A 25,593-nucleotide genomic window follows, 5' to 3' on the forward strand; every position below is an offset into this window, starting at 1 on the left:
GCTCAGACCCCGACTTCAATGATCCAGCGTAGGTCGATAGGAATTGACCAGCCTGATTTATGGACTGCAGATCACTCGTAGCTTGGTATTTACAATGCTTTTTATGTACACGTAGCTCGTGCCGAGCACCGTCAATACTTCATCTAGATTGCTCCGAAGAGAGATTGCCGGCTGCACAATGACAAAGCCAATCCGAACTTCCATGTCTCGAGCCTTCCTACGCAGCAAGTCGAGGGCCTCGGGCGACCCCTTTAGGATGCGATTCCTTCCCTTACTTTCAGATTTGCTGTAGCGATCTAGCAGGCGCTGGAACAGTTTTTGACCCCTACCGTGCCATTTCACAGATCGACTTGCCTGTCCGGTCACCACGTAGGCATCGTCAATACGACCGCCTGGAGCGTAGCCAGATTTGCAATACTTGCAGTGATAAAAGTCAACCTCTATACAGTATTCAAGGACGCGTACGGCGACGAGATCTGCCACTTCACCGGAACCGTCATCGTCGAAAACAACGTCGTAGTCATGTTCAATTCTGCTAAAGGTGTATCCCTGAACACTCGTAAGGTCGCTCCGACTCAGCATCGACTCCCTGCTGATGTCTACGTTAGTCCATGGCCAGCTTTCCAAGAGATTCTGTGGCAGTTTTACGTTGAGACTGCTAGGGGAGTAGATCCGGTAGTTACCAATGACTACTGAGCCGTCAACGGATAGCAGCCTAAGACGCGTTCTATCGAGGTACTCCTCGAGGCTCTGTTCTTTGCTGCCCACGGTGAAGGTGGCGTTTGGCGCCGAGTATGAGTATCCGTCTGTCTCAAGCTTGATTTCTATTCTCAGCAATTCTTGTTCTTGCTCGCCATCCTGCGAAGCAATCAGGGGTACTGCTAAGGTCGCTGGAGACTGGTAGACAGGAGCCCCAAGTGTTAGATCTGTGATTGGGTACGAGATTGAGTCGACGGTGATCGCGCTCTTGTTCTCAGTCTCGATCAGGAGCTGATCTGGCCAGTCAGCAAAGAACAGTCCTAGAGGCCATGCTTCCTTAATTCTCTCGCTGCGGAGGACATTCTTGAGAATGTCAGATGTGTCTATGCTTTGATCATTTATCTTGACTGAAACTTGGTCACACCACCTAACCCATTCGTCAATCGCCGAGTCATCCATCCTCCACAGCTTTCCTTTAGTCGAACATCCCGCTGTAGTTCTCTCTCCATTGGCATGTCCTACCGCGAACACGTTCGTCTTGGCAGAAGTCCCGTTCTCAAGATCCTCCATGACAGAGTTGACGTCCTGGCCCACGTGCATTGTGAATCGAACTTCGCGACCACCTCGCATGAGTCCGACGTTCTGCAGCTTGAGAAGATCAATTCCACTGAGGATGCGGAACACCGCGTCATCACGAATTCTGGGCGCGTTTGGAGCAATTAGGCTAACAAAGCGCGCAAGCTGCGTCTCATCGCCTGAGCAAGTCGCGAAGAGCGTCCTGTCCGCGGAACGGTAGTAGGCGAGGTAGAGATTCCATGTTGTCGTCATGACGGAAGCGCTATCTGTCCACTCGACCGGAGTGGTCTGCTTGGTCACGGCCATAACGATAGAGTCGTCACCACCCACCGAGCTTAGTTCCAGCGCCTCGCCCCGCCCTCTTAGCTTTGCGACGTTTTTTGGCATCCATCCTGAAGGATTCACGCGATAAGCAATGGCGCTGGTGTTTGGCTTCGGGTTGAGCGAGACGATCTTTTCCGCGTCGTCATTTCCTTCGAACTTTGCCTCAAACTCTTGGCGTTCTACTTCTCTTCCGATCTTATTCTCACTTACTTCGCGAATGATCATGCCCCAGTCCGCATCGGACGCATAGAGCCCCTGCATCTCTCCGTCGATACGTTGGTTGGCAATGTTGGCTATGAACTTTGCTGGCCCCAACTTGGATGAGACACGCGTTAGGCGTCCAATGAACTGCAGAGTCACTGCTGGACTGCGGTGTTGATCATGGATTGCCGCTAGCTTCAGCTCGGGTAGATCGAATCCTTCACCTAGCATGTTTACACAGATGACGATCCTGCATTTACGGTCGATTACATCCTTTCTTCTCTCGGCTAGGCCCTTAAGCTTGCTGTGCAGAAGCACGGGATTGAGGTCTGTCCCATCCGACAGTCTCGCGTAGATCGCCGCGACCGCTCTAGCCTTCTCTATCGCCGAACATCTCGCTAGAAGGATGTGATCAAAGCCATCCTCAAGGTCCTGCTGAAGAAGAGCGACGGCCTTTCTGGCGATAGCCTCGTCAGCCATCTCCTCTCGATACTCACGTATGGGATGAAACTCAATTTCTTGGAAGTACCCGTCGCGCTGGGCTTGTCTTAGCGTGTAGTTGAATACGATTTTTCCGCTGATCCGCTGGTCATCGAGCCGGAACGGAGTTGCAGTGAAGTACAGCGTCGGCTTGCCATCTGCCGCGGCCCTGATGCGCTCCCAGGTATCGGCAACCACATGGTGAGCTTCATCAAATACGACATGTGTGAAGAGCCCGATGACTTGCCCCAGTTGATCAGGTTGCAGTTGAGCAAGCGTATCCGGAGTTGCGACAGTGACATTTGCTGCTTCTATCGCGCTTAGATCGAGCGCGCCGCTTAGACCTGCCGCCAAATGAACTTTAGGCGACAGAAGCTGGTCCGTTACTACTTCGATCCGCCTTAGCGTCGACAAGGACTCAAGACGCTCGCTCATTTGCGAGCGTAGTGCGTCCGATGGGACAACGAGAAGCGTCCGCTTGAACAGTCCCGCCAGCATTAGCGCGAATATGGTGTCGGTTTTACCAGTCCCTGTTGGCATCACGACAGTTGCTGGCTTTGAAGGCGAGATATCGAGATGAGACAGGACTGCGAAGGCAGCTGCCCTTTGTGGCAACCTGAATCCTGTTACGCCCGCCTCCGCGTTCGCAACTCTGAAGACTAGACGGTGGTCAGCCCAGCTCTTGTAGACCGCGTTCTTATTGTAGAAATCAAAGTCGATGTCCATCTGCCAGCTCCTGTCCTTGGTGCGCCTGTGGTAATAAGCTGTGTCAAGCGTAAAGTTGTCTCGATAGAGTTAGATGCTTCACTAGATCCCCTCATTCCCAAGCTAGGAATCTGCGCTTCTAACTTTTCGATGTCCCGCAGGTTCTATGTCCCGCAGGCGACTCCGATCCAGAGAGCGTCCTCCCGGTCAAGCCAATTACAACTGGCTGACCAAACGGGGATACTCGCATATCAGCCAGCCAGCGAGCTGCGCCCTTTTGCTTCAAGGGCTTAGCGGCCTACGTTGTGCAGATGACGATGCTCAAGTCTGGCCAGACGCCCTTCAAGGGCAAGCCGCGCCCGGCAACTTGTAGGTAGATCGAAGGAGGCTCGAACTGTGAGGCTGCATTGGCTCATAGCCTTGGTGGGCGACATGGCGCGCTAGGAGGGACGACTCTCCCGGTGGAGACATGGCGCTTGGCAACCGAGTCGACACCATAGTTTGGCACCCCCAGCTGTCACCATAGTCTGTCCAAAGCTGCACAAACTATGGTGTTCGCCCCACACGGCGCATCGAGAGTTCCCTGAACAGGAACCTCATTCATGTACCGGTCAGTTCAATATTCAGGGCCGATTTCATCAACAAACGGATAATTCACACCTGTCGAACGCCTCTCCTCCCTCCCCTCCCGAGGGGCGTTCGACGAAACCAAAATAATGAAAGGTGTATCCCGATGATCAAGAATTCGCTGCTTGCCCTGGGTCTGTTGGCCGCGCTGCCGTTCGCCGCATCGGCTGCCGATGGCCTGTCGTACAACTACGTTGAAGGCGGCTACGTGAACACCGATGCCAAGGGCGGCGACGCTGATGGCTGGGGCGTGAAGGGCTCGGTTGCCGTGCATCCGAACTTCCACATCTTCGGTGATTACAGCAAGCAGGAAACCGACACCTTCAAGAACGATGTCGACCAGTGGCGCATCGGCGCCGGCTACAACTACGGCATCGCACCGAACACCGACCTGGTGGCTCGTGTTGCGTACCAGAAGTTCGACATGAAGCACGGCCTGGACTTCAACGGCTACTCCACTGAAGTGGGCGTGCGCACCGCGTTCAACCCGTACCTGGAAGGCTATGCGCTGGCCGGTTACGAGGATTACAGCAAGAAGCACGGCATCAACCCGGACGGCGAGTTCTACGGCCGTGTCGGCGCTACCGCCAAGTTCAACCAGAACTGGGGCCTGAGTGGCGAAGTGAAGCTGGCCAAGGCCGGCGACCGCGAGTGGTTCGTGGGCCCGCGCTTCAGCTGGTAACAAACGCCTGTCGTTAGTGCGTGTAACTGGCGTGTGATCTCTCTCCCACACGCCAGCGAAGCCCGGCCTCGTGCCGGGCTTCTCTTTTTCCGGCATCGCTTTGCCACAATGGGGCATGGGCGATCCCTCCACTCCCGCTGGCACCGGCTTGGCCTACCAGGAACACCTGGCGCCTGCGCCGCTGCGTGGCCAGTTCGGCCAGCTCTGGCAGAGCCAGTTGCCTGCTGATGCCAGTGGCAGCATCACCGTGCTGCCCGATGGATGCGTGGACATTCTCTGGCGTGATGGTGCGCTGTTCGTGGTGGGACCGGACCGTACCGCCGCACACCCGCAACTGACCCCCGGTGCACAGGTGCTGGGCGCGCGGTTCCGGCCTGGGCAGGCATCGTCTGCGCTCGGCATCGACTTGTCCGGCATCGTCGGCCAAGCCGTGCCCCTGATCGAATTCAATACCCGCTGGGCGACTCAGGCTGCGGCCTGGATCGGTGACGCCGCGCCCGACCAGCGCCTGCAGCGCCTGGCTGACAGCCTGCAGCGGAACATGCCGGCGGCCGTGCTGGACGAACACACACGCCGCGCGCATGCGCTGTTCGCGCACGCTGCCAGAGGCGATGCCAGCATCGACGCACTCGCCGCACAACTGGCCATGAGCCCGCGCACCCTGCGTCGCTTCAGCCAGACGCAGTTCGGTTACGGAGCAAAGTCGCTGGAGCGGATCCTGCGTCTGCAGCGGTTCCTGCGCTGCAGCCAGACCCAACCCGCGCACAGTCTGGCGATGCTGGCCGTGGAGGCGGGCTATGCCGACCAGGCCCACCTCAGCCGCGACGCCCGCGAGCTTGCCGGCCTGACGGCAAGCGCGCTGCGCCAGCAGTGGGGACGTTGATGGCCGTTTCGTTCAAGACCCGGGCCCGACCCTGACCGATGCTGGGCGCTCCAACCACAGAGCCGCACCATGAGCCACGCAGACACCACCACTGCCGAACGCCGCATCGACAACATCGAATTCAACGTCGCCGACATCGCCCGCAGCAAGCAGTTCTATGGGCAGGTCTTCGGCTGGTCCTTCACCGACTACGGCCCGGCCTATACCGAGTTCGATGACGGCCGCCTCAAAGGTGGCTTTGTCGCCGGCCAGGCAGTGACGCCCTCAGGAGGCGCGCTGGTCATCGTGTACTGCGTGGACCTTGCCGACGCGCAGCAGCGCATCCTCGCAGCTGGCGGCGAGATCGTGCAGGCGGTGTTTGCCTTTCCCGGCGGCCGTCGCTTCCATTTCCGCGATCTGGACGGCTACGTGCTGGCGGTGTGGAGCGACGCCAGCTGATCCGTCTGCCTCTACAATCCGCCAATGGAAACGCACATCGATGCCTATGTGAGGCAGGCCGACGGCAACTGCATCAAGGTGATGCTGTTCAATGGCCGCTCGCGGGCCTCGCTGCAGGCGCTGGGATTCACCGCTGGCGAAGAAGACACCCTCACCCTGCCGGTCCCCGACGATGCAGCCAAGGCCGCCGTCTTCCTCCGCCTGCGTGATCTCGGCGTGGCCTTCTCGGCGGGCAGGGAGTGGTGTCCGGCCGACGTGTTCGAGCATCTTCGCGAGGGCGGTGTGCTGGAGGGACCCTACCTGCGGGTTGCGTGGCGCACGCCGCAGCAGTTCACCGTGACCACGGCGTAGCCACAGCATGGACGTGATCGAGATCGCTGGAGCGAATCTGCTGCGCGATGCTGCGGACGGCTGGCAGCTGCAGGCGTCGGTGGTCTCGCAGGACCGCATGCGGCTGGCCTGCATCCTTCGTGTCGGGCAGCGCTTTCGCGTCGAGCGGTTCCTGCGCGGACACATGCGGCCGCAGTGGCACGGAGAGTGGTGGTTGCAGCAGCCGCAGCACTCGATCACCGACAGCGGGCTGCAGGCACAGGTGCTTGCCGATGAGTGGCTGGCGCCCGTCGGCTGACCACCGCGAACTGAGAACCGCTCCGTCGCCGGCAAGGTCGTTCCGCTATGATCGCCCGCACATCGCCGCAGGCGATGTGCCCGCCTCAAGCCAGCAGGAACCATCGTGAACGCCCAGCCCGCACCCATCACCGCCCTCAACCACACGCTCGACAACGAGCCGCAGCAGATCACCGCGCCGCTGACCCATTCGGCTGCGTTCCTGGTGCTGACGGTGAAGGACGATGCGGCGTCGCTGGCGAAAGTACGCGAGGTGCTGGCCAGCACCGATGACCTGATCAAGAACACCGCCATCCGCGAGATCGAGCGCACCTTCACCTGCAACGTGGCCATCGGCCACCGCGTGTGGGCGCCGCTGGTGGGCAGTACGCCGCCGCGCGAGTTGAAGCCCTTCCAGGAAGTGAAGGGTGCGACCCACACGGCGGTCTCCACGCCGGGCGACCTGCTGTACCACATCCGTGCACGCACGATGGATCTGATCGTGGCCTTCGAGCGCAACCTGATGATGGCCTTCGGCGATGCGGTGGGCGCGGTGGATGACGTGGCCGGTTTCCGCTACTTCGACGGCCGCGACCTGCTCGATTTCGTCGACGGCACGGCCAACCCCGAAGGCCTGTCACTGCCGGAGGCGACCATCGTCGGCGACGAGGATCCCGACCATGCCGGTGGCAGCTACGTGGTGGTGCAGAAGTACCTGCACAACCTCGATGCCTGGCGTGCGCAGAAGACCGAGGCGCAGGAGGCGATCATCGGCCGCACCAAGCACGACAACATCGAGCTGGACGACGCGCCGGCCGACGCGCAGAAGTCGCACAAGACGCTGTGCACCATCGAGGATGCCGACGGCGAGCACGAGATCCTGCGCGACAACATGCCCTTCGCCAATCCGGGGCGCGGCGAGTACGGCACCTACTTCATCGGCTACACGCGTCGGCTGTGGGTGATCGAGAAGATGCTGGAGCGGATGTTCATCGGCAATCCCGCGCCGCTGCATGACCGCATCCTCGATTTCTCCACCGCGACCACCGGCGTCACCTTCTTTGCGCCCTCGCGCAAGGTGCTGGCCGACCTGGGCGACTGATCACGCCGGGTGGGGGCAGCCAGGTAGATCCACGCCATGCGTGGATGGATCAACCGGTTGCCCGGAACAGCCACGCATGGCGTGGCTCTACTGCGCCGCCATCTGCCTGTCATCTACGGCGCCGACCATGACGCGTTGGGATGGACGTGGAGACGTGGGTGATGGCTTCTGCAGGCAACAAGCGCACCTCGCGCCGTGGCTGGCGCCCGTTGGCATGGTTGCTGGGCCTGTTGGCGCTGGGGAGCGCCAGCGTGTCCGCACAGGACGCGCCTGCGCATTGGATGGCCTATGCCGCCTCCGTCAGCGGCGAGTTGCAGCAGCGTCTGCAGCAGGAGCAGGATCCGCACGCGCAGCGCCTGCTGGCCTGGCTGCAGGAGCATCCCGATGCGCCGGCGCCGTTGGTGGTGAGCGTGTGGATCGCCGGCGATGGCGCCATCTCGAAACTGGAATTCGACAGCCTGGGTGATGCACGGGTCGATGCCGATCTGCGTGCGGCGCTGCAGGCCACGCCGTTGCCGGCGGCGCCGCCGAAGGACATGCGACAGCCACTGCGATTGGGGCTGACCCTTACCCAGTAGATCCACGCCATGCGTGGATGCCGGGCATCGGTAGACGCCAACCTTGGTTGGCGCTCACCTGCCGACCAAGGTCGGCATCTACCAAACGCAGCCACGCATGGCGTGGCTCTACTGCGCAGGTACTGCCTGCGGCTCGCGCGCGGCGGCGCGCCACGCCCGCAGCCCGAACAATGCCAGGCCCAGGAAGAACACGTACAACGCAGCAGTCACGTGCAGCGATTTGAACAGATAGGCGCCCACGTAGACCACGTCCACCACGATCCACACCCACCAGCAGGCCGTGTGCCGGCGTGCCTGCCACCATTGCCCGACCAGGCTCAGTGCGGTCAGCATCGCGTCCAGCCACGGCAACGCTGCATCGGTGAAGGTGTGCATGCCGGCGCCAAGCGCCACGCCGCCACACAGGCCGATGGCCAGGTCGCGCAGCAGCTTGCCGCGCGCCAGCGGCACGATGCGGATGCTGCCTTCATCGGCGGCGTGCTGGCGCCAGTTGATCCAGCCGTAGACCAGGAAGCCACCAAAGGCAACCTGCAGCAGCGTGTCCGAGTACAGCTTGGCTTCGGCGAACACCACGCCGTACAGCGCGACCGACAGCAGGCCGACCGGCCACGCGGCCAGCCGTCGCTTTGCCATCAGCCACACCCCGAGGATGCTGAAGAGCGCGGCAGTCCACTCGAGCGCGACGCCGCTCACAGCGCGAACGTCACCGACAGGCGCGCCTGTCGCGGCGCACCCGGGAACAGGTAGTAGTCACCGCCGCTGCTGCCGGTGTCGCGCCAGTAGAAGCGGTTGAACAGGTTGTCCACCGACAGGTTCCAGCTGACCGCACGGTCGTGCAGGCGGTGCTGGAAGCGCAGGCCGGCGTCGAACACCGAGTAGTCCGGTGCGCGCACACCGCCGTCGGCGCGGGCCACGTTGGAGGAGGCATAGCGCCAGCCACCCGTCACATCCAGGCCTTCAACGAACGGCAGCGCGTAGGCCAGGTGCACGCTGGCGCGCACCTTGGGCACGTTCACCAGCTGATGGCCTTCATAGGCCGGGGTGCCGGTATCGCGTGCGCGCGCCTGCAGCACGCTGGCGCTGGCGACGATCTGCAGCGCGTCGGTCAGCTGGCCGTTGGCGGTCAGTTCCAGGCCGGTATGGGTCTGCTGGCCTTCTTCGACGAAGGTGTAGCCAACGTCGCTGCCGTCGGGCTTTGCGTACTGGTAGGGCTGGGAGGTGCGGAACACGGCCGCGCCCAGGGTGAGGGCGTCCACTGGCACGTACTTCACGCCCACTTCCAGCTGCCGCGACTGCATCGACGGCAGGAAGGTATCGGCGTTGGACGTCCAGAACGGTGCTTCCTGGCCCAGCGAAATGCCGCGCACGTAGCTGGCGTAGGCGTTGAGCTGGTCGGTGGCCTTCCACACCAGCGCGGTCTGCGGCAGGAAGCGCGACAGGCGGCTGTGGCGCTGCGGCGTGCTGCGCTTGTCGTAGGCGCGCTCGTCCAGGCGCACGAAGCGGCCGCCGGCCAGCCACTGCCAGTCATCGCCGAAGCTCATCCGGTCCAGCGCGAAGAACGCGGTCTGCCGGCTGTCCAGGCGCCGTGCCGATGCACCCGGCATCTTCGGCGAGGGCTCGAACACCGGCACCTGCACGTCGTGGATGTTGCTGGTGCCGACGTACTCGTTGACGCTCGGGCGCTTGTCGATGGTGCGGCGGAAGTAGTCGGCGCCGACGCTCAGCTGGTGGCCGACGCTGCCGGTCTCGAAACTGCCGCGCAGTTCGGCACGGGCCTGCTGGTTGCGGCGGGTGTCATCCGGGCTGCGGTAGTCGTAGATGTCGTAGTCGCCGTTGGGGGCGAAGTAGTTGCCCGGCACGCTGCCGTCTGCGCACCCTGCGGTGTAGTAGCAGCCGTAGGCGAAGGCGACGTTGTCATCGATCACCGAACGGCTGTGGCCGACCGAGACGCGCGACTGCCACGCATCGTTGAAGTCATAGGTGTGCAGCGCGGTAATGTTGGTGCTGGCAATGTCCACCGGCCGCTGCCACGGCTGGTAGCCGAGCAGGCGTTCGCGGTCGACGCCGCGTGGCAGGTCGCGCGCGCCCAGCAGCTGGAAGCCGGACACCGAGCGCTGCGCGCTGGTCTGGTAGTTGGCATCCACTTCCAGCTTGCCGTGTTCGCCGATCAGCCAGTCGGTGGCCAGCGAATAGAAGTTGCGGCGACCGTCGGCATGCTCGACGTAGGAATCACTGGCATCCCAGGCGGCGTTCAGACGCACGCCGAAGCGCGGGGTCAGCCAGTGGCCGACATCCACGGCTGCATAGCGTGAGCCTTCCGAATCGGTGCCCAGGGTGACCGTACGCACTTCCGCCGGGCGCTTGCCCACGTAGTTGATGATGCCGCCGGGTGCCATCACGCCAGCCGCGAGGCCGGCTTCGCCCTTGAGGATCTGCACTTCCTGGATGTTCTCCAGCGCCAGGCGCTGCTCGCCGGCGATGGACATGCCGTTGAAGCGGTAGCCGGTGGCCGCATCCAGCGCGAAGCCGCGGATGGCGATGTTCTGGTAGTAGCCCACCGGCGCATAGGCATCGCCCAGCGAGGCATCATTGCTGGCCAGCTCGGACAGCGAACGCACCTGGCGGCGGTCGAGGTAGTCGCGCTCCAGCACGTTCACCGAGGCGGGGGTGTCCTTCCAGGAGCCGCCGCCGAAGGCGTTGACGCGCGAGGTGTCGGCCTTCGGTTTGCCGGCCTGCACGCGCACCGCCGCCAGTTCGGTGGGCGAGGAGGGCGCATCAGCAGCGTCGGTGCCTGCCTCGCTGGCGTACAGCGGCAGGGCGGCGCAGAGGGCGAGGGCGAGCAGGGTGGGGCGCAGGCAGCGGTTCATTCGATTCGTCTTCAGACAACAAGGGAGACGAAGCGACGGCGCGCAGGTGCACCGGCCCATGACGGGGGTGTGGCTGCGGCTCAAAGCTCCCTACGCCGGTGCAAACCGGATCAGGTTCCAAGGGACTCTCTCAGCCTGGCAGATCCAGGCACCCCCGCTTCAGGTGACCATTTCACTACAAATGGTACGGATTTGCGAGCTACCGCCCTTCAGCCGGGGTCAGATCCCTTTCCAGCGGAAAGGGATCTGACCCCGGCCGAGCGCATCATCGACGCATGGCGTCGGTCTACTGAGTACCCCGGGTGTTTGGTGGCTCGCGGCTCACGCGGCGGCGTGCAGGGCCGCCAGCAGGGCCTGGCCGGGGGCCGTGGCGAACCACGCCGGATGCCCGAGCATGAACGGCTGCCAGGCCACATCGGCGTTCGCGGTCGATCCGGTGACGCCCTCGAAATACTCCACTTCGGACAGAGCGAAGTCGAAATGCACCATCGGCAGCAGGTCGGCCAGCAGGTGCACGCGGGTGGGCGACAGCGGCAGTTCCTGCCGATAGCCGTCCAGCAGGGCCAGGGCGATGTCGATGCGAACAGCATCGGTGCCGCGCTCCAGCTGCAGCCAGGCCACCGCGTTGCGTTCGATCGCGGTGGCCAGGTCGAACAGCGCGCTGGTGGGCGAGGCCAGGCCGAAATCGAGCACCGTGGCAATCGTGCCGTCGTCGTTCCACAGCAGGTTGGAGACGTGCCAGTCGTTGTGCGCCCACAGCCGCGGTTCGTCCTGCAGGCGCGCGGCCAGGCCGTGGTGCCACGGCAGCACATCGCGGCGCAGCTGTTCTTCCCAGGGAATGCGCGCCAGGTAGCGGGCCAACCCGGGGCGGTTGCCGAGGTCGGCGTTCAGCGCGGCGATCGGGTCATCGGCGCGGATCAGGTCGTCGCGTGCCACCAGCAGATGGGTGCCGCGCTGCGGGGYGTGGTAGCTGGCGGCCGCGCGGTGCAGCGTGGCCAGCATTCTTCCTGCCTGGTGTGCCTGGGCGATGTCGGTCAGTGGTGACCATGACGGCAGTTCGCGATACAGGTCCTTGCCGGCGCCCACCGCATGCAGTTCGTAGGTCCACGGGCCGTGTTCGAGTGCGGTGCGGCCGTCGTTGCTGGCCAGCACCTGCACCACCGGCATGCCGGCAGTTGCCAGATGCGCGATGAAACGGTGTTCTTCTTCCAGGCTTCCAGCGCTGCGCACACTGTGGTGGTGGCGCTTGATGAAGACCGGACCGCCGGTGCCGTCGACGATGGCCGCGGCCGACAACGGACGCGGGCTGTGCCAGCGCAGCGTGCTGTCCGCGCCCAGCTGCGGAAAGTGGCCACGCAGCCAGGTGATCTCCTGCGCGTCGATCGCCGGCCAGTCGGCGACGACCTCGTCGTTGTTGAGGCCCTGCACGCGATGGGGGGAAGAAGTCATGCCACGGCCGCTGGTGAGTAGAGGAACATCCAAGGCTGCGCATTCAACGCCATGGACGCCACAGACGCAAACGGGCGGGTCATCGACCCGCCCGTCAGGGACGCCACGTGCGGCCTGTGGCCGGCGCGCTTACCAGCCGCGATGACGGCCGCGGTCGTGGTAGTAGCGGTTGTCATGGCGCTCGCGCTGCCAGCGACGGTCATCGCGGCGGTCGTAGCCATAGCCGCGGTTGTAGCCACGGTCATAACGGCGATCGTAGCGACGGTCATAGCGCCCGTCGTAGCGTCGATCATGGCGGTCGGAGGTGGTCAGGTTGCCGATGGCGCCGCCGGCAACCGCGCCGCCGACGGTGGCAGCCGGGTCGCCGTTGGAGATCAGGTGACCCGCCACGCCGCCGACGACGGCACCGACCACGGTGCGCTTGTCCTTCCTCGACATCGCGCTGGCATCACTGACCACGGCCACGCCGGCAAGAAGTGCCAGGGCCATCGCCAGACCACGGAAGCTGAGTGCGGAAGTGCTGAGCATGTTGGGTTCTCCTGTGAGGTGCATGCCACGGTGGGCAGGGAGGGCGCTGGGCGCCCCGGCTGCCGTAGGGACCACGCTGGTGCCCGGACATTGCCGGAACATTGCGCGCGATCCCCGTGCGGCTTGCGCATTCATCTAGCGTCAGGCGGCATGAAGCGAGGCTGAAAGCGCGGCGGCCGCTCAGCTGCCAGAAAGGAAAAGGGCCGCAGTACGCGGCCCTTCCCATGGTTTCCCCTGCCTGGCCTGGCTCAGTGGCCCATGGCGCGCTGGGCCTGCTTCACCTGCTCCTGCTGGGCGTCCTGCTGCTGCAGGACATTCGGTGCACCGTGCACCGCACCACTGCTGAGTGCCATGCTCTGCTCGCTGGCCGCACGGGTGTCCACCGCCGCGCGGCAGGCAGCCGGGTCACCGGCGGTGCCCTGTACGGCAAACATGCGCTCGCCGTTGGTGCTGGGCACCACCGAATCGATGCGCTGCATGCCGCTGGCCTGCGCTTCCTTGGTCAGTGCAGCGGCGGCGGCCTCCAGTGCATGGCGGTCCTTGAAGGTGCCTGCCGGCAGGCCTTCCATGCCCTTCACGGCCTGGTTGTACATCGGGTTCTGCGGATGGCGCCCGTCATTGAGCAGCGGGCGCTCGCGCGCGTCCTTGATCGCATCCAGCGTCTTCGGGCCGATGATGCCGTCCACTGCCAGACCGTTGTCCTTCTGCAGCTGGCGCACGGCAGCCTCGGTGTTGCGACCGAACTTTCCATCCTCGACCAGCGGCTTGCCGTCGGCACCCACATACCCCAGGTGGCCCAGCTGTTCCTGCGCCCTGCGCACATCCTCGCCGTGCGCACCCTGCTTATGCACTTCGTTGCTGGTCTGCGGCTTTTCCTGCGGGGACGGCTTCGGCTCGGCGGCGCCCTTGGCCTGCGCCTGCTCGTGCGCCTGGCTGCGGTTTTCCAGCAGATCGCGTGCCTGGTGCAGCGGATCGGAGGCGAACAGCTCCCAGTTGGGGTGGTCCTTTACCTGCTTGAGGTAATCCTCCACCGGCATGGTATGCACGCCCAGCTTGCCGGTGGACTGGCTGATCAGCAGCTTGTCGGTGTTCGGGTCTCGCACCACCATCACGATGTGGTCGATGCCGTTCCAGTGCTCGTGCTTGGTCTTGGCCGTATCCAGGCCGATCACCATGCCTTCCTTCAGCGCACCCGGCTTGAGGATGTCGTCGCGCTTGAGCAGCACGCCGGAGTCCTTGTAGGCGTCATGCACGATACCGCCGGAGCCGGCGAAGCCCAGCTTGATCTTGTCGGCGTCGGCGAACACCGCATGGCCGGCCTTCTGGTTGATCTCATCTTGGGTCTTGTTGAGCATCGTGCCGACCCAGCCGGAGCAGTCGATGTAGCCTTGCTCGACGTTCTTGCCGGTGACACCCTTGCCACGGTAGTACTGGCTGGATTCGATGTTGATCGCGTACTTGACGTTGTCGTACTTCACGCCGGCGTTGTAGGCCGCATCCAGCGAAATGCCGGGTGCATCGGGCTTGGCGGCAGCAGCCGTGGCGGTGGCGGCGATGGCTGCGGCACCGGCGGCGACGGCCGCCTGCGCGGCGGGGGTCACGGTCTGCGTCGGTGCGGCCTGCACCGGCGCCGGACGCGCCTGGGCCTCGGTGATCGGCGCGATGTTCTTTTCCGGGATGCTGATCGCGTCGTACTTGCGGTCGTAGTACTGGGCGAAGGTGCTGGCCAGGTCACGATCATTCATCGTGCGCATCTCGGCGCGCGTATGCCCGGTCAGCGCTTCGACGTCACTGCCGATCTGGCCCATGATGCGCGGGCGCATGTTGATCGGATCGCCGTGGCCGTCGCGCACCACGCCGAACGTGCCGGTGGCGATCGCGGTCTGGATCGAACCGTAGCCGGCGGCACCCTGCTGGTGTGCCAGATACAGGTCAAGGCCGCTCGGCTTGTCATCACCGGACAGGTAGGGATGGCCGGTGCGGTCATGGCGCTTTTCCATGTCCACCAGGTTGCGCTTGAACATCTCCGCTGCCGCTTCGGTGTTGCGGGTCGGGTCGTACTCGTGGCCGGTCAGGCCGTACTGCCTGGCCGACGACGGCAGGAACTGGAACAGGCCCTTGGCATCGGTCTTGTCGTTGTGCGCGCGCTCGTTGAAGCGGCCACCGGTCTCGATGTGGGCAAAGCGCAGGAAGTCCTCGCTGGCGATGCCCTTGCGCTGTGCAACCTGCTCGATGATGTCGAGAACTTCCTTTTTGCTGTAGTCACGTTGTGCCATGACACTTCCTCTGGGGTTGATGGAGCGGCCTTTGCCGCGATACGCCAACCGGACTCATCCGTGAGTCTTCAACATGTCGGTCAACAGGTGCTGCGGGGTGGTGCGTCTTACTTTTCGACGTAGGCCTTGCGGGCGGCGTCGTAGTGGTACTGGCGCGCGTCGGCCGCACCCAGCGCACGGGTCTGGCCCGGGCCGGAAATGGTGGTGCCGGTGGCGGTGACGGTGATGGTGGGCAGGTCGCTGCCGGCGACGGCGCTGAAGGCCAGTGCGCCCCGGTTGCTGACGCACGGCATCACCTGGCCCTCGTCGCAGGCGGCTGAATTGTCTTCGCCGGTGATCACCGTGCCCGCGCTGGCCCAGACCTGGCCGTCTTCGGACTTCTCGTAGTCCGGGTTGAATACCAGCACGGTGTAGCTTTCGATGCTGGTACCGGTAGCGAAGGTGCTGGTCGGCACCGCCAGCACCAGCTTGCCGGCCGGAGTGCGGTATTCCAGCGGCTTGCGCTTGCTGTCGATGTCCGGCGCGGTGCCATAGGCGCCGACGGTACCGATCCACGGTTCGGCGCCCTTGAACACCCAGGGACGATCCGGCTTGTCGCCTGTCAGGGTGAAGGTGGCCTCGGTCAGGGTGACCTGGCTGTCCGGACCGGCTTCGTCTTCGCCGGGCTTGCCGTACTTCTGCGGTGTGTTCCAGGCAAAGCCGGTGTAATAGCGGGTGCCGGCCAGTTCGAAGGCATGGCCGAACCAGAAGGTGGCGACACTGCCATTGGCTACTTCATACGAAACGGCGCCATCGCCGTCGACGTCGTAGATGAAATACAGCACGCTGCCGGCATCGGGGGGCGTGGCGGTGGCCGTGGTGGCGGGTGTGGCGGAGCTCTGCATCGGGGCAACATCCTGTCGTGGCGCGGTGGCGCCCTGTGGTGACGCGGTCGAAGGCGAGGGGGTGCAGGCACTGGCAAGCAGCGCAACGAGCAGGCCGGCGAACGTCGCACACAGGCGTGGGCGGACACGGGCCAAGCGGGATTCCGGAAGGATCTTCATGCACCTCTCCATGGTTTGCGGGCGTCGGGCAGGAAGGCCAACGCAGAACACGCCCCGCCCTCGATGAGGGGGAACGTCGTGATGAGCCGGTCGATTCCTTCGACCTCGCATAGGAAAACCCATCGACGCGGATGATGGCACAGATGCGACGGCGATCACAGGGGGCAGGGAGGAGCCTCCCGTCAGAGAACTGCGAACGGTGTCTCAGATCCTGCCGTCGCGCAGGTAGTCGAACAGCTCCGCGTCGCCCTTCAGCCCGAGCTTGAGCATGGCGTCACCCTTCTGGCGGCTGATGGTGCTGACGCTCTTGTGCAGCTGCAGCGAGATTTCCTTGACCGTCATGCCGGTGCCGAGCAGCCGCAGCACCTCCACTTCGCGCGGCGACAACGGCTTGCCGTCACCCTCGCGCATGCGCCAGCTGCCGGCTTCCTCCACCCGCTCGCGCAGGCTGCGGCTGATGTAGGACTGGCCGCGATAGACCGCCTGGATCGCCTGCGGCAGTTCTTCCATCGACGAACTCTTGTCGACCAGGCCGAGCACGCCGCTGTCGAGCACCATGCGCAGGATCGCCAGGTTGTTGGAGACGCTGAGCATGAGCACCGGCAGGTCGGGATGGCGGCGGCGGATCATGCCGATCATGGCGAAGCCATCGGCCTGCGGGCTGCCAGGCATCGAGTAGTCGGTGACCAGCAGGTCGCAGGGCTGGGTCGTCAGCAGGGTCATCAGCGCCTGGGCGTTGTCGGCCTCGCCAACGACTCGGCCAACGCCGCTGGATTCGATGACGGCGCGGGTACCGATGCGGACCACGGGGTGATCGTCTGCGATGATGATGCGCAAGGTCATGCTCTAGTATGGCCACCGGCACGCCGGACCGCGACCGTCGCGGTCCCTGGCAGGACTTCCAGGAGATCGTTGCAGATGCGCAGCTGGGCGGCTCGTGGACTGATCCTGTTGACGACCCTGCTGGCGCTGCCGGCGCTGGCCCAGCCTGCGTCCACGCCGGGGCCGTTGCCGCTCAGCCCCCTGCAGCGCGAGTACCTGGCCGCACATCCTGTTGTCGTTGTTGGACAGTATGACAGTGGCTGGCCTCCTTTTGAGTCGATCCAGGACGGGAAGCAGGTGGGCCTCGGCCCGGACTACCTGACGCTTTCGGCCCGGCAGCTTGGCCTGAAGGTGGAGACGCGCCGTTTTGCGGACTGGCCCTCCGTGCTGGATGCGGCATGTCGCGGCGAAATCGACGTGGTGATGAACATCGCGCTCAGCGCCGAGCGTACCCGTTGCATGGTCTATACCGCCGCCTATGCCGAAGCACCGCTGGCCATGGTTGGACGTCCTCAGGACCTGCGTGCTTCGGAGGCACCTGATCTGGATGGCCTGCGCGTTGTGGTCGAGCAGGACTTCATGACCGGACCGCAGGTGCGTGCGCGGTTCCCAAGGGCACGACAACTTGTCGCAGACAACACGCTGACGGCCTTGCGTATGGTCAGAGACGACAAAGCCGACATTTTCATCGGCAATGCCTACGTGGCGACGGAACTGATCGCCTCCAACGGGTTGAAGGGTGTGGCGTTGCTGCGGCCCAGCGATCTGCCCCCGGAGCAGTTGCATTTCGGTGTGCCCAACAGCAAACAGCCGTTGTCCGAAGCACTGGACCTGGCGCTTGCCGCCGTCAGCGAAGCGCAGCGTGACGCCCTCGCGCAGCGCTGGCTGCCACCGCCGCAGTGGTCGGCGTCGGCGCAGCTGGCATTGAGCCAGGCCGAGAAACGCGTGCTGCAGCAACCCTTGAAGATCGGCTTTGCGCCCAACGCCGCGCCGCTGTCGTTTGCCGACAGGAATGGCAAGCCCAGTGGCCTGACCAACGAATACCTGCAGCGCCTGCTGCAGGCCGGCGCCAACCTGCAGGTTGAAAACAGCCATGACTGGTATGAGGTGCGCGAGAAGGCGCGTCGCGGAGAACTGCAGGCGGTGATCGGCATTCCCTCCGATTCGAACTATCTCGGGCCGGAATGGGTGTTCAGCCAGCCCTTCATCACCGTTCCCAATGTGATTGTCACCCGCACTGACAGTCCGTCGATGCTGGGTCTGTCGGACCTGGACGGCAAGCGCGTGCTGTTGTCCGATCCCGAGCGCATCCGTGGCTACGTGCAGCATCAGGCACCGTCGGTGAAGATCGTCGCCGCGCGCAGCGCCGAGCAGGCCCTGCAACGCCTGGCAGATGGCGAGGCTGATGCCTACGTGGGCAACCTGGCGCTGGTCGACCAGCTGCTGCGCAACCGCTTCCCGGGGCGCCTGCAACTGGCCGCGCCAGCCGGGTTCAACGACCAGCTGGCGCTGGCGGTGGAGCGTCGCCATGCGGCATTGGCCACCACCTTCGACCGCCTGCTGCTGCAGATGGGGCCGCGCCGGCGCGAGGCCCTGCGCGGCGATTGGTTGTCGGTGGAATACCGCGATGGAGTGGACTGGCGCACCCTGCTGCGCTGGGGCCTTCCCCTGCTGCTGGTGCTGACCACTGCTGTGGCAATGCATGGGCTGGGGCACTGGCGGTTGCGCCGCGAAGTGGCTGGCCGTCGCGAGCTGGAGCAGCGCCTGGCCGAGGTGACCGACAACCTGCCTGCCATCGTCTACCAGGCCCGCCGCGAAGCGGACGGCACCCTGAGCTTCCCCTTCATTGCCGGCGATGTGCAGTCGATGTTCGGCATCAGCCGGCAGCAGGCGGAGTCGGACGGGCAGGCGCTGCTGGCATGCATCGATGCCGACGACCGCGAAAAGGTGCTGCGTGCGATGGAACGGGCGGCACGCAATTTCGCCCCGCTGTCCTTCGAGTTCCGTATCCACCGCGACGGAAGCGCGCCCTGCTGGGTGCGCAGCCAGGCGCACCCGTATTCAACGGAAGCAGGCGCGGTAACCTGGAGTGGTTACTGGGTGGACGTGAGCCAAGCGCGCGCGCAGGCCGACGCGCTGGCCGCGGCGATGGTCGAAGCCGAGCAGGCTGCAGCAGCGAAATCGCGCTTCCTGGCCACCATGAGCCATGAAATCCGCACACCGATGAGCGGTGTGCTGGGCATGCTGGAAGTGCTGGCGCATTCGCCGCTGGACGCCGAACAGCAACGCATCCTCGGCGTGATCGAAGACTCGGCGCAGATGCTGCGGCAGATCCTCGACGACATCCTCGACTATTCGCGGATGGAAGCGGGCGCGCTGCGCCTGGAGCCGGTGCCGCTGCCGGTGCGGCCACTGCTGGAGGGTGTGCATCGACTGTTGTTGCCGCAGGCCACGGCGCGTGGCCTGGACCTGCAGCTGGACATTGACGAACAGCTGGCACAGGCCCATGAGGTGGACGGCGTGCGCCTGCGCCAGATCGTGTTCAACCTGCTCAGCAATGCCATCAAGTTCACCGTGAAGGGCTCGGTGCGGCTGCAGCTGGAAGTGTTGGGGCCTACTGCCGAGGATGGCAGCCAGCCGCTGCGCCTGAGCGTCACCGACACCGGCATCGGCATCGCGCCGGAGCAGCTGCCGACCCTGTTCGAACCCTTCACCCAGGCCGGTGCGTACATCCAGCGCGACCATGGGGGCACCGGGCTGGGCCTGAGCATCTGCCGGCGCCTGGTGCAGAAGATGGACGGCGAACTGAAGCTGGAAAGCACGCTGGGCGAAGGAACGCGGGTTGACGTGCTGCTGTCGCTGGTGGAGGCGCGCAGCGAGGATGTGATCGCGCTGCAGGCCGAGCACCAGCAGATCGCGCTGCTGCCCCCTGATCTGCGCCAGGCACGGGTGATGATCATTGAAGACCATCCCACCAACCAGGCGATGATGGCCTGGCGCCTGCAGCAGCTGGGCGTGCCGCATGTGCTGGTTGATGACGGGCAGCAGGCATTGGACCGGCTGGCGGAGGAATCCTTCGATCTGGTCATCACCGACTGCCGCATGCCGGTGCTGGATGGATTTGGTTTCACCCGCCTGCTGCGCGAGCGCGAGGGGCGCAACGGCCAGCCGCGGATGCCGGTGTTGGCGCTGACCGCCAGCGTGCTTGACGATGACGCACGCCGCTGCCGCGAAGCCGGCATGGACGACGTGCTGGCCAAGCCATTGTCGCTGGCGACGCTGCGGCAAGCGCTGCTGCGCTGGTTGCCGCGCGCCGAGGGTGCTGAAGATGACCAGGCCGCGGTGGACAGCGACGATGAGCCCGAGGGCGACGAGGGGCTACCCGACCTGGCGACCCTGCAACGGCGCTTCGGTTCGCGCGAGATCGCCCGGCAGCTGCACGACAGCCTGGTCAAGGCCAGCAACGAGGACATCGCGGCCCTGCAGCGCGCGCTGCACGAAGGCGACCGGGTGACGGCCGCGCTGCACCTGCATCGGCAGGCCGGTGCGCTGGGGGCGGTGGGTGCACGCGGCCTGGCCGATCGCGCCAACGCGCTGGTGGAACGGTTGCAGGCCGCGGGCGATGCAGAGGTCGCATCGGCGGTTGCCGACGCCGGGCAGTTCGTGGCGCACCTGCAGCACCAGCTGCAGCGCCTGGCTCACTGAGCCGCGTGCTCCTGCAGGTAAGCGATCACCAGCGCGCGACGCTCGGCGCTCGGGAAGGCGTTGTACATGCGCGTGCCGGGTACCAGATGGGTGGGCGACTGCAGGAAGGTGTCCAGGGTCTGCGCACTCCAGACGAAGTCGGCGCGGCGCATGCCCTGCGAGTATGCGTAGTCGGGCAGGCTGCCCGCACGGCGGCCGATCACCCCATGCAGGTTGGGACCGAAGCGGTGGATGCCGCCGGCATTGACGGTATGGCAGCCCGCGCACAGTTCGAACGCGCGCTGCATCGCCTGCTGGCGCGCTTGTTCGGGCGTGCTGGGCGCAGCGGGCGGGCGCTGGCACGCACTGGCGACCAGGATCGTGGCAACAGCGGGAAGCAGACGAAGGGCACGCATGGGCGAGCAGGATAACGGGCGCACGCGCCGTGGGGCTGCGACCGGCCGTCGCAGCCCCATCGCCGGTCACATGCCGGAGTAGTTCGGGCCGCCGCCGCCCTGCGGGGTCACCCAGACGATGTTCTGGGTCGGATCCTTGATGTCGCAGGTCTTGCAGTGCACGCAGTTCTGCGCGTTGATCTGCAGCCGCGCATCGTTGCCGTCGCCGACGAATTCGTACACGCCCGCCGGGCAGTAGCGCGCTTCCGGACCGGCGTACTCGGCCAGGTTCACCTTCACCGGGATGCTCGCATCCTTCAGCGTCAGGTGGCTGGGCTGGTTCTCGTCGTGGTTGGTGCTGCTGAGGAACACCGAGCTGAGGCGGTCGAAGGTCAGCACGCCATCGGGCTTGGGATAGGCAATGCGCGTGTGCTTGGATGCCGGCTCCAGGCAGGCGTGGTCCGGGATGCTGTGGCGCAGGGTCCACGGCGGGTTGCGCACGCCCAGCTTCGGCAGCAGCCACTGCTCGATGCCGGTCATCAGCGTGGCCACGGTCTGGCCCTTCTTGAACCACTGCTTGAAGTTCTTGGACAGCTTCAGTTCGTCGTGCAGCCAGCTGGTTTCAAAGGCGGCCGGGTAGGCGCTGAGCTCATCGTGCTGGCGATCGGCCACCAGCGCGTCGAAGGCGGCATCGGCGCACAGCATGCCGGTCTTGATCGCGGCGTGGCTGCCCTTGATGCGGCTGACGTTGAGGTAGCCGGCTTCGCAGCCAACCAGCGCGCCGCCCGGGAACACGGTCTTGGGCAGCGACATCAGGCCGCCCGCAGTGATCGCACGCGCGCCGTAGCCGATGCGGGTGCCGCCTTCCAGATGCTTGCGGATCGACGGATGGGTCTTGAAGCGCTGGAATTCCTCGAACGGGCTCAGCCAGGGGTTCTTGTAGTCCAGGCCGACCACGTAGCCGATGGCGACCTTGCCGCCGTCGGCGTGGTACAGGAAGGCACCGCCGTAGGTATCGGTATCCAGCGGCCAGCCGGCGGCGTGCACCACCAGGCCCGGCTCATGCTTGGCCGGGTCGATCTGCCACAGTTCCTTGATGCCGATGCCGTAGGCCTGCGGATCCTTGCCTTCGTCCAGCTTGAAACGGCTGATCAGCTGGCGGCCGAGGTGGCCGCGCGCGCCTTCGGCGAACACCGTGTACTTCGCATGCAGGGCCATGCCGCGCTCGAAGGCCGGACCGATCGTGCCGTCCTTTTCGATGCCCATGTCGCCGGTAGCCACGCCGATCACCGCACCGTCATCGCCGTACAGCACTTCGGCGGCGGCGAAGCCGGGGAAGATCGCCACTTCCAGCGCCTCGGCCTGCTGCGCCAGCCAGCGGGTGACTTCGCCCAGGCTGATGATGTAGTTGCCTTCGTTGTGGAAGCACTCGGGCAACAGCGCGTGCGGGGTGGTGCGCGCGCCGGTCTCGCTGAGGAACAGGAACTCGTCGCGGGTGACCTTCTGCTTCAGCGGTGCGCCGCGCTCGGCCCAGTCCGGGAACAGTTCGGTCAGCGCGCGCGGGTCCATCACCGCGCCGGACAGCACGTGCGCGCCGGGTTCGGAGCCCTTCTCCAGCACGCATACCGACAGTTCGCGGCCGGCGTCGATCGCACGTTGGCGCAGGCGGATCGCGGTGGCCAGGCCGGCCGGGCCGGCACCGACGACGACCACGTCGAATTCCATGACTTCACGCTGGGGCAGGGCGTTGGCTTCAGCACTCATCGATTGCATGACTCGTGGGTAGTGCCGGCATCGGGGCCACCGGCGGTTGCCTGGGAATCGCGCGTGCAGCCACGGGCGAAACGGTTGTTTGAATGTGTCAGGGTACCGGGACGGGCGTGATCGAGCTAGATCGCCGATGTTCACATCGCAATTGCTGCAATGCAGCGTAATGCGCGTGGTCTGGCAGGTGCCAACCTTGGTTGGCGTGAGCGGAAACACCAGCGCCGACCAAGGTCGGCCTCTACCCGCACACCAACTCCGCCCGGATGGCCGACAATGGCGGCAGTCCCGACTGCGTGTGAGTGCCATGGCTTTGGATCCGTACGACCTGTTCGATGTCCGTTCCCTGCTCAGCGAGGAAGAGCGCGCGGTACAGGAGAGCGTGGCCCGCTTCACCAACGAGCGCGTGCTGCCGATCATCGGTGATGCCTTCGACCAGGCACGGTTCCCGTCGGAACTGGTGCCGGAGATCGCCGCGCTGGGCCTGCTCGGTGCCACGCTGCCGGGTGAGTACGGCGGCGGCGACATGGGGGCGGTGAGTTACGGGCTGATCTGCCAGGAGCTGGAGCGCGGCGATTCGGGCCTGCGCAGCTTCGTGTCGGTGCAGAGCTCGCTGTGCATGTACCCGATCTTTGCTTACGGCAGCGAAGAACAGCGCCGGCAATGGTTGCCGGCGATGGCGCGCGGCGAATTGATCGGCTGTTTCGGCCTGACCGAGGCACATGGCGGTTCCGACCCGGCCAGCATGAAGACCCGCGCGGTGCGCGATGGCAGCGACTGGCGCATCAACGGCAGCAAGATGTGGATCACCAGCGGGCCGGTGGCCGACCTGGCCATCGTCTGGGCACAGACCGAAGACGGCATCCAGGGCTTCGTGCTGGAGAAGGGCATGCCCGGCTTCACCACCCAGGAAATCAAGCACAAGATGAGCCTGCGCGCGTCGCTGACCGGCGCGCTGTTCTTCGACGACGTACGCGTACCCGACAGCCACCGCCTGCCGAACGTGAAGGGGCTGAAGGGGCCGCTGGGCTGCCTGACCCAGGCGCGTTTCGGCATCAGCTGGGGCCCGATCGGCTCGGCCATCGCCTGCCTGGATGAAGCGCTGGGGTATGCCAAGGAGCGCGTGCTGTTCGGCCGTCCGCTGGCGGCCACGCAGAGCGCGCAGATCAAGCTGGCCGACATGGCCCGGCGCATCACCATGGCGCAGCTGCTGGCGTTGCAGCTCGGCCGACTGAAGGAAGCCGGGCAGGTGCAACCGCAGCAGGTCAGCCTGGCCAAGTGGAACAACTGCCGCATGGCGATCGACATCGCCCGCGAGTGTCGCGATCTGCTGGGTGGCGCCGGCATCACCACCGAGCACGTGGCGATCCGCCATGCGCTGAACCTGGAATCGGTGATCACCTATGAAGGCACCGAAACCGTGCACCAGCTGGTGATCGGACGTGAGCTGACCGGGATCAACGCGTTCTGAGTGCACCGGTAGTGCCGGCCGCTGGCCGGCGTTGCCGAGTAGGGTGGGCGGCAAAGGACGCCTATCCGGAGATGCAAGCTGAATGAAGAACAATCCCTCTGTAAGGCTGCTGTGCCTCCCGCTGCTCTTCCAAGCCTCGGTGCTGCAGATGGCGTGGGGAGGCAACAGGGATGATGGGGCATGGGCAGGCAGCTATTCGCAGGCGAGCGATCTGTGTACCGAACCGGGCAGCGGGCGTAGTTGCCGCGATGGATTCAGGGACAGCCTGTCGATTGTCGAAGAATCACTGGGCTACAGGGTTTAGCTGCACAGTACCCAGGCGATGCAGCACGTCTGCTCCTTTGTGCTGCACATGAAGCCAGAGGGCGGAAAGCTGATTCATCAGTCCGAACTAGGCACAGTGGCTATCGAGCAACATGCAGGTGCGCTGAGAGTCTCATCCGGCGGGATCGACCCGACGGCAACGGGTTTGGCATTGTGCGGCACGCATGCTGATATTGATGGTCTGGAGTTTTCTTCTGTGGGCAATCGCACGAGTTCCAGGTAACGCCATGGCGCCCGCAACTGATTGATCCAGGCGGAAGACATCCACGCATGGCGTGGATCTACTGCGCGGCTGTTGGGTCCGCCTTGAAGCGAGCCGAGCACCGCAGGTCCGGCGGGGGCGGAGAGGCGCGGGTGTCTGAGCGCAGCGAGTTCCGCGCCGTCCCCGGCGGGCCGAGGAGCGCAGGGTACCGGTGCGCAGCACCGGCTCGCGGATGGCGGCGCGTTTCTTTTGGTTACTTTTCTTTCCGCGCGGAAAGAAAAGTAACGCCCATGAACGCATGCGCGCGCTTCAGCAATCGGGCGCAAGGGAGAAGCATGGCCTCACGCGCCGCCGGCAAACCCATGCTGGCGCCACGCCTCGTACATCACCACCGCAACGGTGTTGGACAGGTTGAGGCTGCGGTTGTCCGGCCGCATCGGCAGGCGCAGCCGGCGACCATCGGGCAGGGCATCAAGCACGTCCTGCGGCAGGCCACGACTTTCCGGGCCGAACAGGAAGGCATCACCGTCGTCGAACGCCACGCTGTCATAGCGGACGCTGGCACGCGTACTCAGGGCGAACAACCGCTTCGGTGCGATCCGCGCCAGCGCAGTGTCCAGGTCCGGATGCACCTGCAGGCGCGAGTACTCGTGGTAGTCCAGGCCGGCGCGCTTGAGCTGCTTGTCTTCCAGTGCGAAGCCGAGCGGCTCGACCAGGTGCAGCTGCGCGCCGGTGTTGGCGCAGAGCCGGATCACATTGCCCGTGTTGGGCGGGATTTCCGGTTGGAACAGGATCACGTGGAACTGGGGCGCGGCATTCATCGGCGCAGTGTACCTGCGACGGCGGCCGCCTTTACGACGCACGCCC

20 protein-coding genes and 1 riboswitch are annotated in these 25,593 nt (G+C 64.8%); of the genes, 9 read left to right on the forward strand and 11 right to left on the reverse strand.

Annotated elements, in window-relative coordinates; all coding sequences use genetic code 11:
- Nucleotides 1-57: 57 nt before the first annotated feature.
- Entirely contained in the window at nucleotides 58-3,006 is a 2,949-nt protein-coding gene (locus AC1DCU_RS14860) for a DEAD/DEAH box helicase (RefSeq protein ID WP_478013557.1), read from the reverse strand.
- A gap of 715 nt (nucleotides 3,007-3,721) precedes the next feature.
- Here AC1DCU_RS14860 and AC1DCU_RS14865 point away from each other — a divergent pair.
- The 7 genes from AC1DCU_RS14865 to AC1DCU_RS14895 all read left to right on the forward strand — a co-directional run bounded on the left by AC1DCU_RS14865 (nucleotide 3,722) and on the right by AC1DCU_RS14895 (nucleotide 7,901).
- A complete protein-coding gene (locus AC1DCU_RS14865; RefSeq protein WP_025875896.1) occupies nucleotides 3,722-4,294 on the forward strand; it encodes an OmpO family porin in 573 nt (190 codons plus the stop codon).
- 115 nt (nucleotides 4,295-4,409) lie between these two features.
- Nucleotides 4,410-5,177, forward strand: coding sequence for a helix-turn-helix domain-containing protein (locus AC1DCU_RS14870; RefSeq protein ID WP_442251512.1), 768 nt, complete (start codon nucleotides 4,410-4,412; stop codon nucleotides 5,175-5,177).
- Nucleotides 5,178-5,246: 69 nt separating this feature from the next.
- Nucleotides 5,247-5,615 (forward strand): VOC family protein, encoded by a 369-nt coding sequence (locus tag AC1DCU_RS14875; protein WP_088100798.1) that lies wholly within the window; start codon nucleotides 5,247-5,249, stop codon nucleotides 5,613-5,615.
- A 24-nt stretch (nucleotides 5,616-5,639) separates the two neighbouring features.
- Nucleotides 5,640-5,966 (forward strand): hypothetical protein, encoded by a 327-nt coding sequence (locus AC1DCU_RS14880; RefSeq protein ID WP_442251513.1) that lies wholly within the window; start codon nucleotides 5,640-5,642, stop codon nucleotides 5,964-5,966.
- A 7-nt stretch (nucleotides 5,967-5,973) separates the two neighbouring features.
- Entirely contained in the window at nucleotides 5,974-6,243 is a 270-nt protein-coding gene (locus AC1DCU_RS14885) for a hypothetical protein (RefSeq protein WP_442251514.1), read from the forward strand.
- A gap of 105 nt (nucleotides 6,244-6,348) precedes the next feature.
- The gene (locus AC1DCU_RS14890; RefSeq protein WP_478013558.1) at nucleotides 6,349-7,323 is read left to right on the forward strand and encodes a Dyp-type peroxidase; all 975 of its coding nucleotides are present in this window, start codon (nucleotides 6,349-6,351) and stop codon (nucleotides 7,321-7,323) included.
- 161 nt (nucleotides 7,324-7,484) lie between these two features.
- Entirely contained in the window at nucleotides 7,485-7,901 is a 417-nt protein-coding gene (locus AC1DCU_RS14895; protein ID WP_088100877.1) for a TonB C-terminal domain-containing protein, read from the forward strand.
- Between the two features lie 108 nt (nucleotides 7,902-8,009).
- Here the strand turns inward: AC1DCU_RS14895 and pnuC are convergent, their stop codons facing one another.
- The 7 genes from pnuC to AC1DCU_RS14930 all read right to left on the reverse strand — a co-directional run bounded on the left by pnuC (nucleotide 8,010) and on the right by AC1DCU_RS14930 (nucleotide 16,907).
- Nucleotides 8,010-8,594 carry a nicotinamide riboside transporter PnuC gene (gene pnuC, locus AC1DCU_RS14900; RefSeq protein WP_313444015.1) on the reverse strand — a complete coding sequence of 195 codons (585 nt, stop codon included), beginning with the start codon at nucleotides 8,592-8,594 and terminating at the stop codon, nucleotides 8,010-8,012.
- A complete protein-coding gene (locus AC1DCU_RS14905; RefSeq protein WP_442251516.1) occupies nucleotides 8,591-10,768 on the reverse strand; it encodes a TonB-dependent siderophore receptor in 2,178 nt (725 codons plus the stop codon). Before AC1DCU_RS14905 ends, pnuC begins: the two co-directional genes overlap by 4 nt.
- 70 nt (nucleotides 10,769-10,838) lie before the next feature.
- A riboswitch (TPP riboswitch) is annotated at nucleotides 10,839-10,934 on the reverse strand.
- Between the two features lie 155 nt (nucleotides 10,935-11,089).
- Complete coding sequence (locus tag AC1DCU_RS14910) at nucleotides 11,090-12,217, reverse strand: phosphotransferase enzyme family protein (RefSeq protein WP_478014205.1); 1,128 nt, start codon at nucleotides 12,215-12,217, stop codon at nucleotides 11,090-11,092.
- 129 nt (nucleotides 12,218-12,346) lie between these two features.
- Nucleotides 12,347-12,745 (reverse strand): glycine zipper 2TM domain-containing protein, encoded by a 399-nt coding sequence (locus tag AC1DCU_RS14915; RefSeq protein ID WP_025875877.1) that lies wholly within the window; start codon nucleotides 12,743-12,745, stop codon nucleotides 12,347-12,349.
- Nucleotides 12,746-12,993: 248 nt separating this feature from the next.
- The gene (locus tag AC1DCU_RS14920) at nucleotides 12,994-15,021 is read right to left on the reverse strand and encodes an XVIPCD domain-containing protein (RefSeq protein ID WP_442251518.1); all 2,028 of its coding nucleotides are present in this window, start codon (nucleotides 15,019-15,021) and stop codon (nucleotides 12,994-12,996) included.
- A gap of 107 nt (nucleotides 15,022-15,128) precedes the next feature.
- Nucleotides 15,129-16,064, reverse strand: coding sequence for a hypothetical protein (locus AC1DCU_RS14925; protein WP_032978087.1), 936 nt, complete (start codon nucleotides 16,062-16,064; stop codon nucleotides 15,129-15,131).
- A gap of 204 nt (nucleotides 16,065-16,268) precedes the next feature.
- Nucleotides 16,269-16,907: a response regulator gene (locus AC1DCU_RS14930; protein ID WP_442251519.1), complete on the reverse strand. Its 639-nt coding sequence runs from the start codon at nucleotides 16,905-16,907 to the stop codon at nucleotides 16,269-16,271.
- 75 nt (nucleotides 16,908-16,982) lie between these two features.
- On the opposite strand from AC1DCU_RS14930, the gene AC1DCU_RS14935 reads away from it, so the two are divergent.
- Nucleotides 16,983-20,591, forward strand: a complete 3,609-nt coding sequence (locus tag AC1DCU_RS14935) for an ATP-binding protein (RefSeq protein ID WP_442251520.1) — start codon at nucleotides 16,983-16,985, stop codon at nucleotides 20,589-20,591.
- Here the strand turns inward: AC1DCU_RS14935 and AC1DCU_RS14940 are convergent.
- Complete coding sequence (locus AC1DCU_RS14940) at nucleotides 20,585-20,986, reverse strand: c-type cytochrome (protein ID WP_442251521.1); 402 nt, start codon at nucleotides 20,984-20,986, stop codon at nucleotides 20,585-20,587. The two genes, AC1DCU_RS14935 and AC1DCU_RS14940, sit on opposite strands and share 7 nt — an antisense overlap.
- A gap of 66 nt (nucleotides 20,987-21,052) precedes the next feature.
- Complete coding sequence (locus tag AC1DCU_RS14945) at nucleotides 21,053-22,729, reverse strand: electron transfer flavoprotein-ubiquinone oxidoreductase (RefSeq protein WP_032978093.1); 1,677 nt, start codon at nucleotides 22,727-22,729, stop codon at nucleotides 21,053-21,055.
- A 307-nt stretch (nucleotides 22,730-23,036) separates the two neighbouring features.
- Between AC1DCU_RS14945 and AC1DCU_RS14950 the strand changes: the two genes are divergently transcribed.
- On the forward strand, nucleotides 23,037-24,200 hold the full coding sequence (locus AC1DCU_RS14950; RefSeq protein ID WP_059063190.1) for an acyl-CoA dehydrogenase family protein: 1,164 nt from the start codon (nucleotides 23,037-23,039) through the stop codon (nucleotides 24,198-24,200).
- A gap of 867 nt (nucleotides 24,201-25,067) precedes the next feature.
- On the opposite strand, the gene AC1DCU_RS14955 is transcribed toward AC1DCU_RS14950, so the two are convergent.
- Complete coding sequence (locus AC1DCU_RS14955; protein ID WP_032978095.1) at nucleotides 25,068-25,547, reverse strand: tRNA (cytidine(34)-2'-O)-methyltransferase; 480 nt, start codon at nucleotides 25,545-25,547, stop codon at nucleotides 25,068-25,070.
- Nucleotides 25,548-25,593: the final 46 nt, after the last annotated feature.

It is taken from the genome of Stenotrophomonas sp. 10L48, assembly GCF_056395105.1.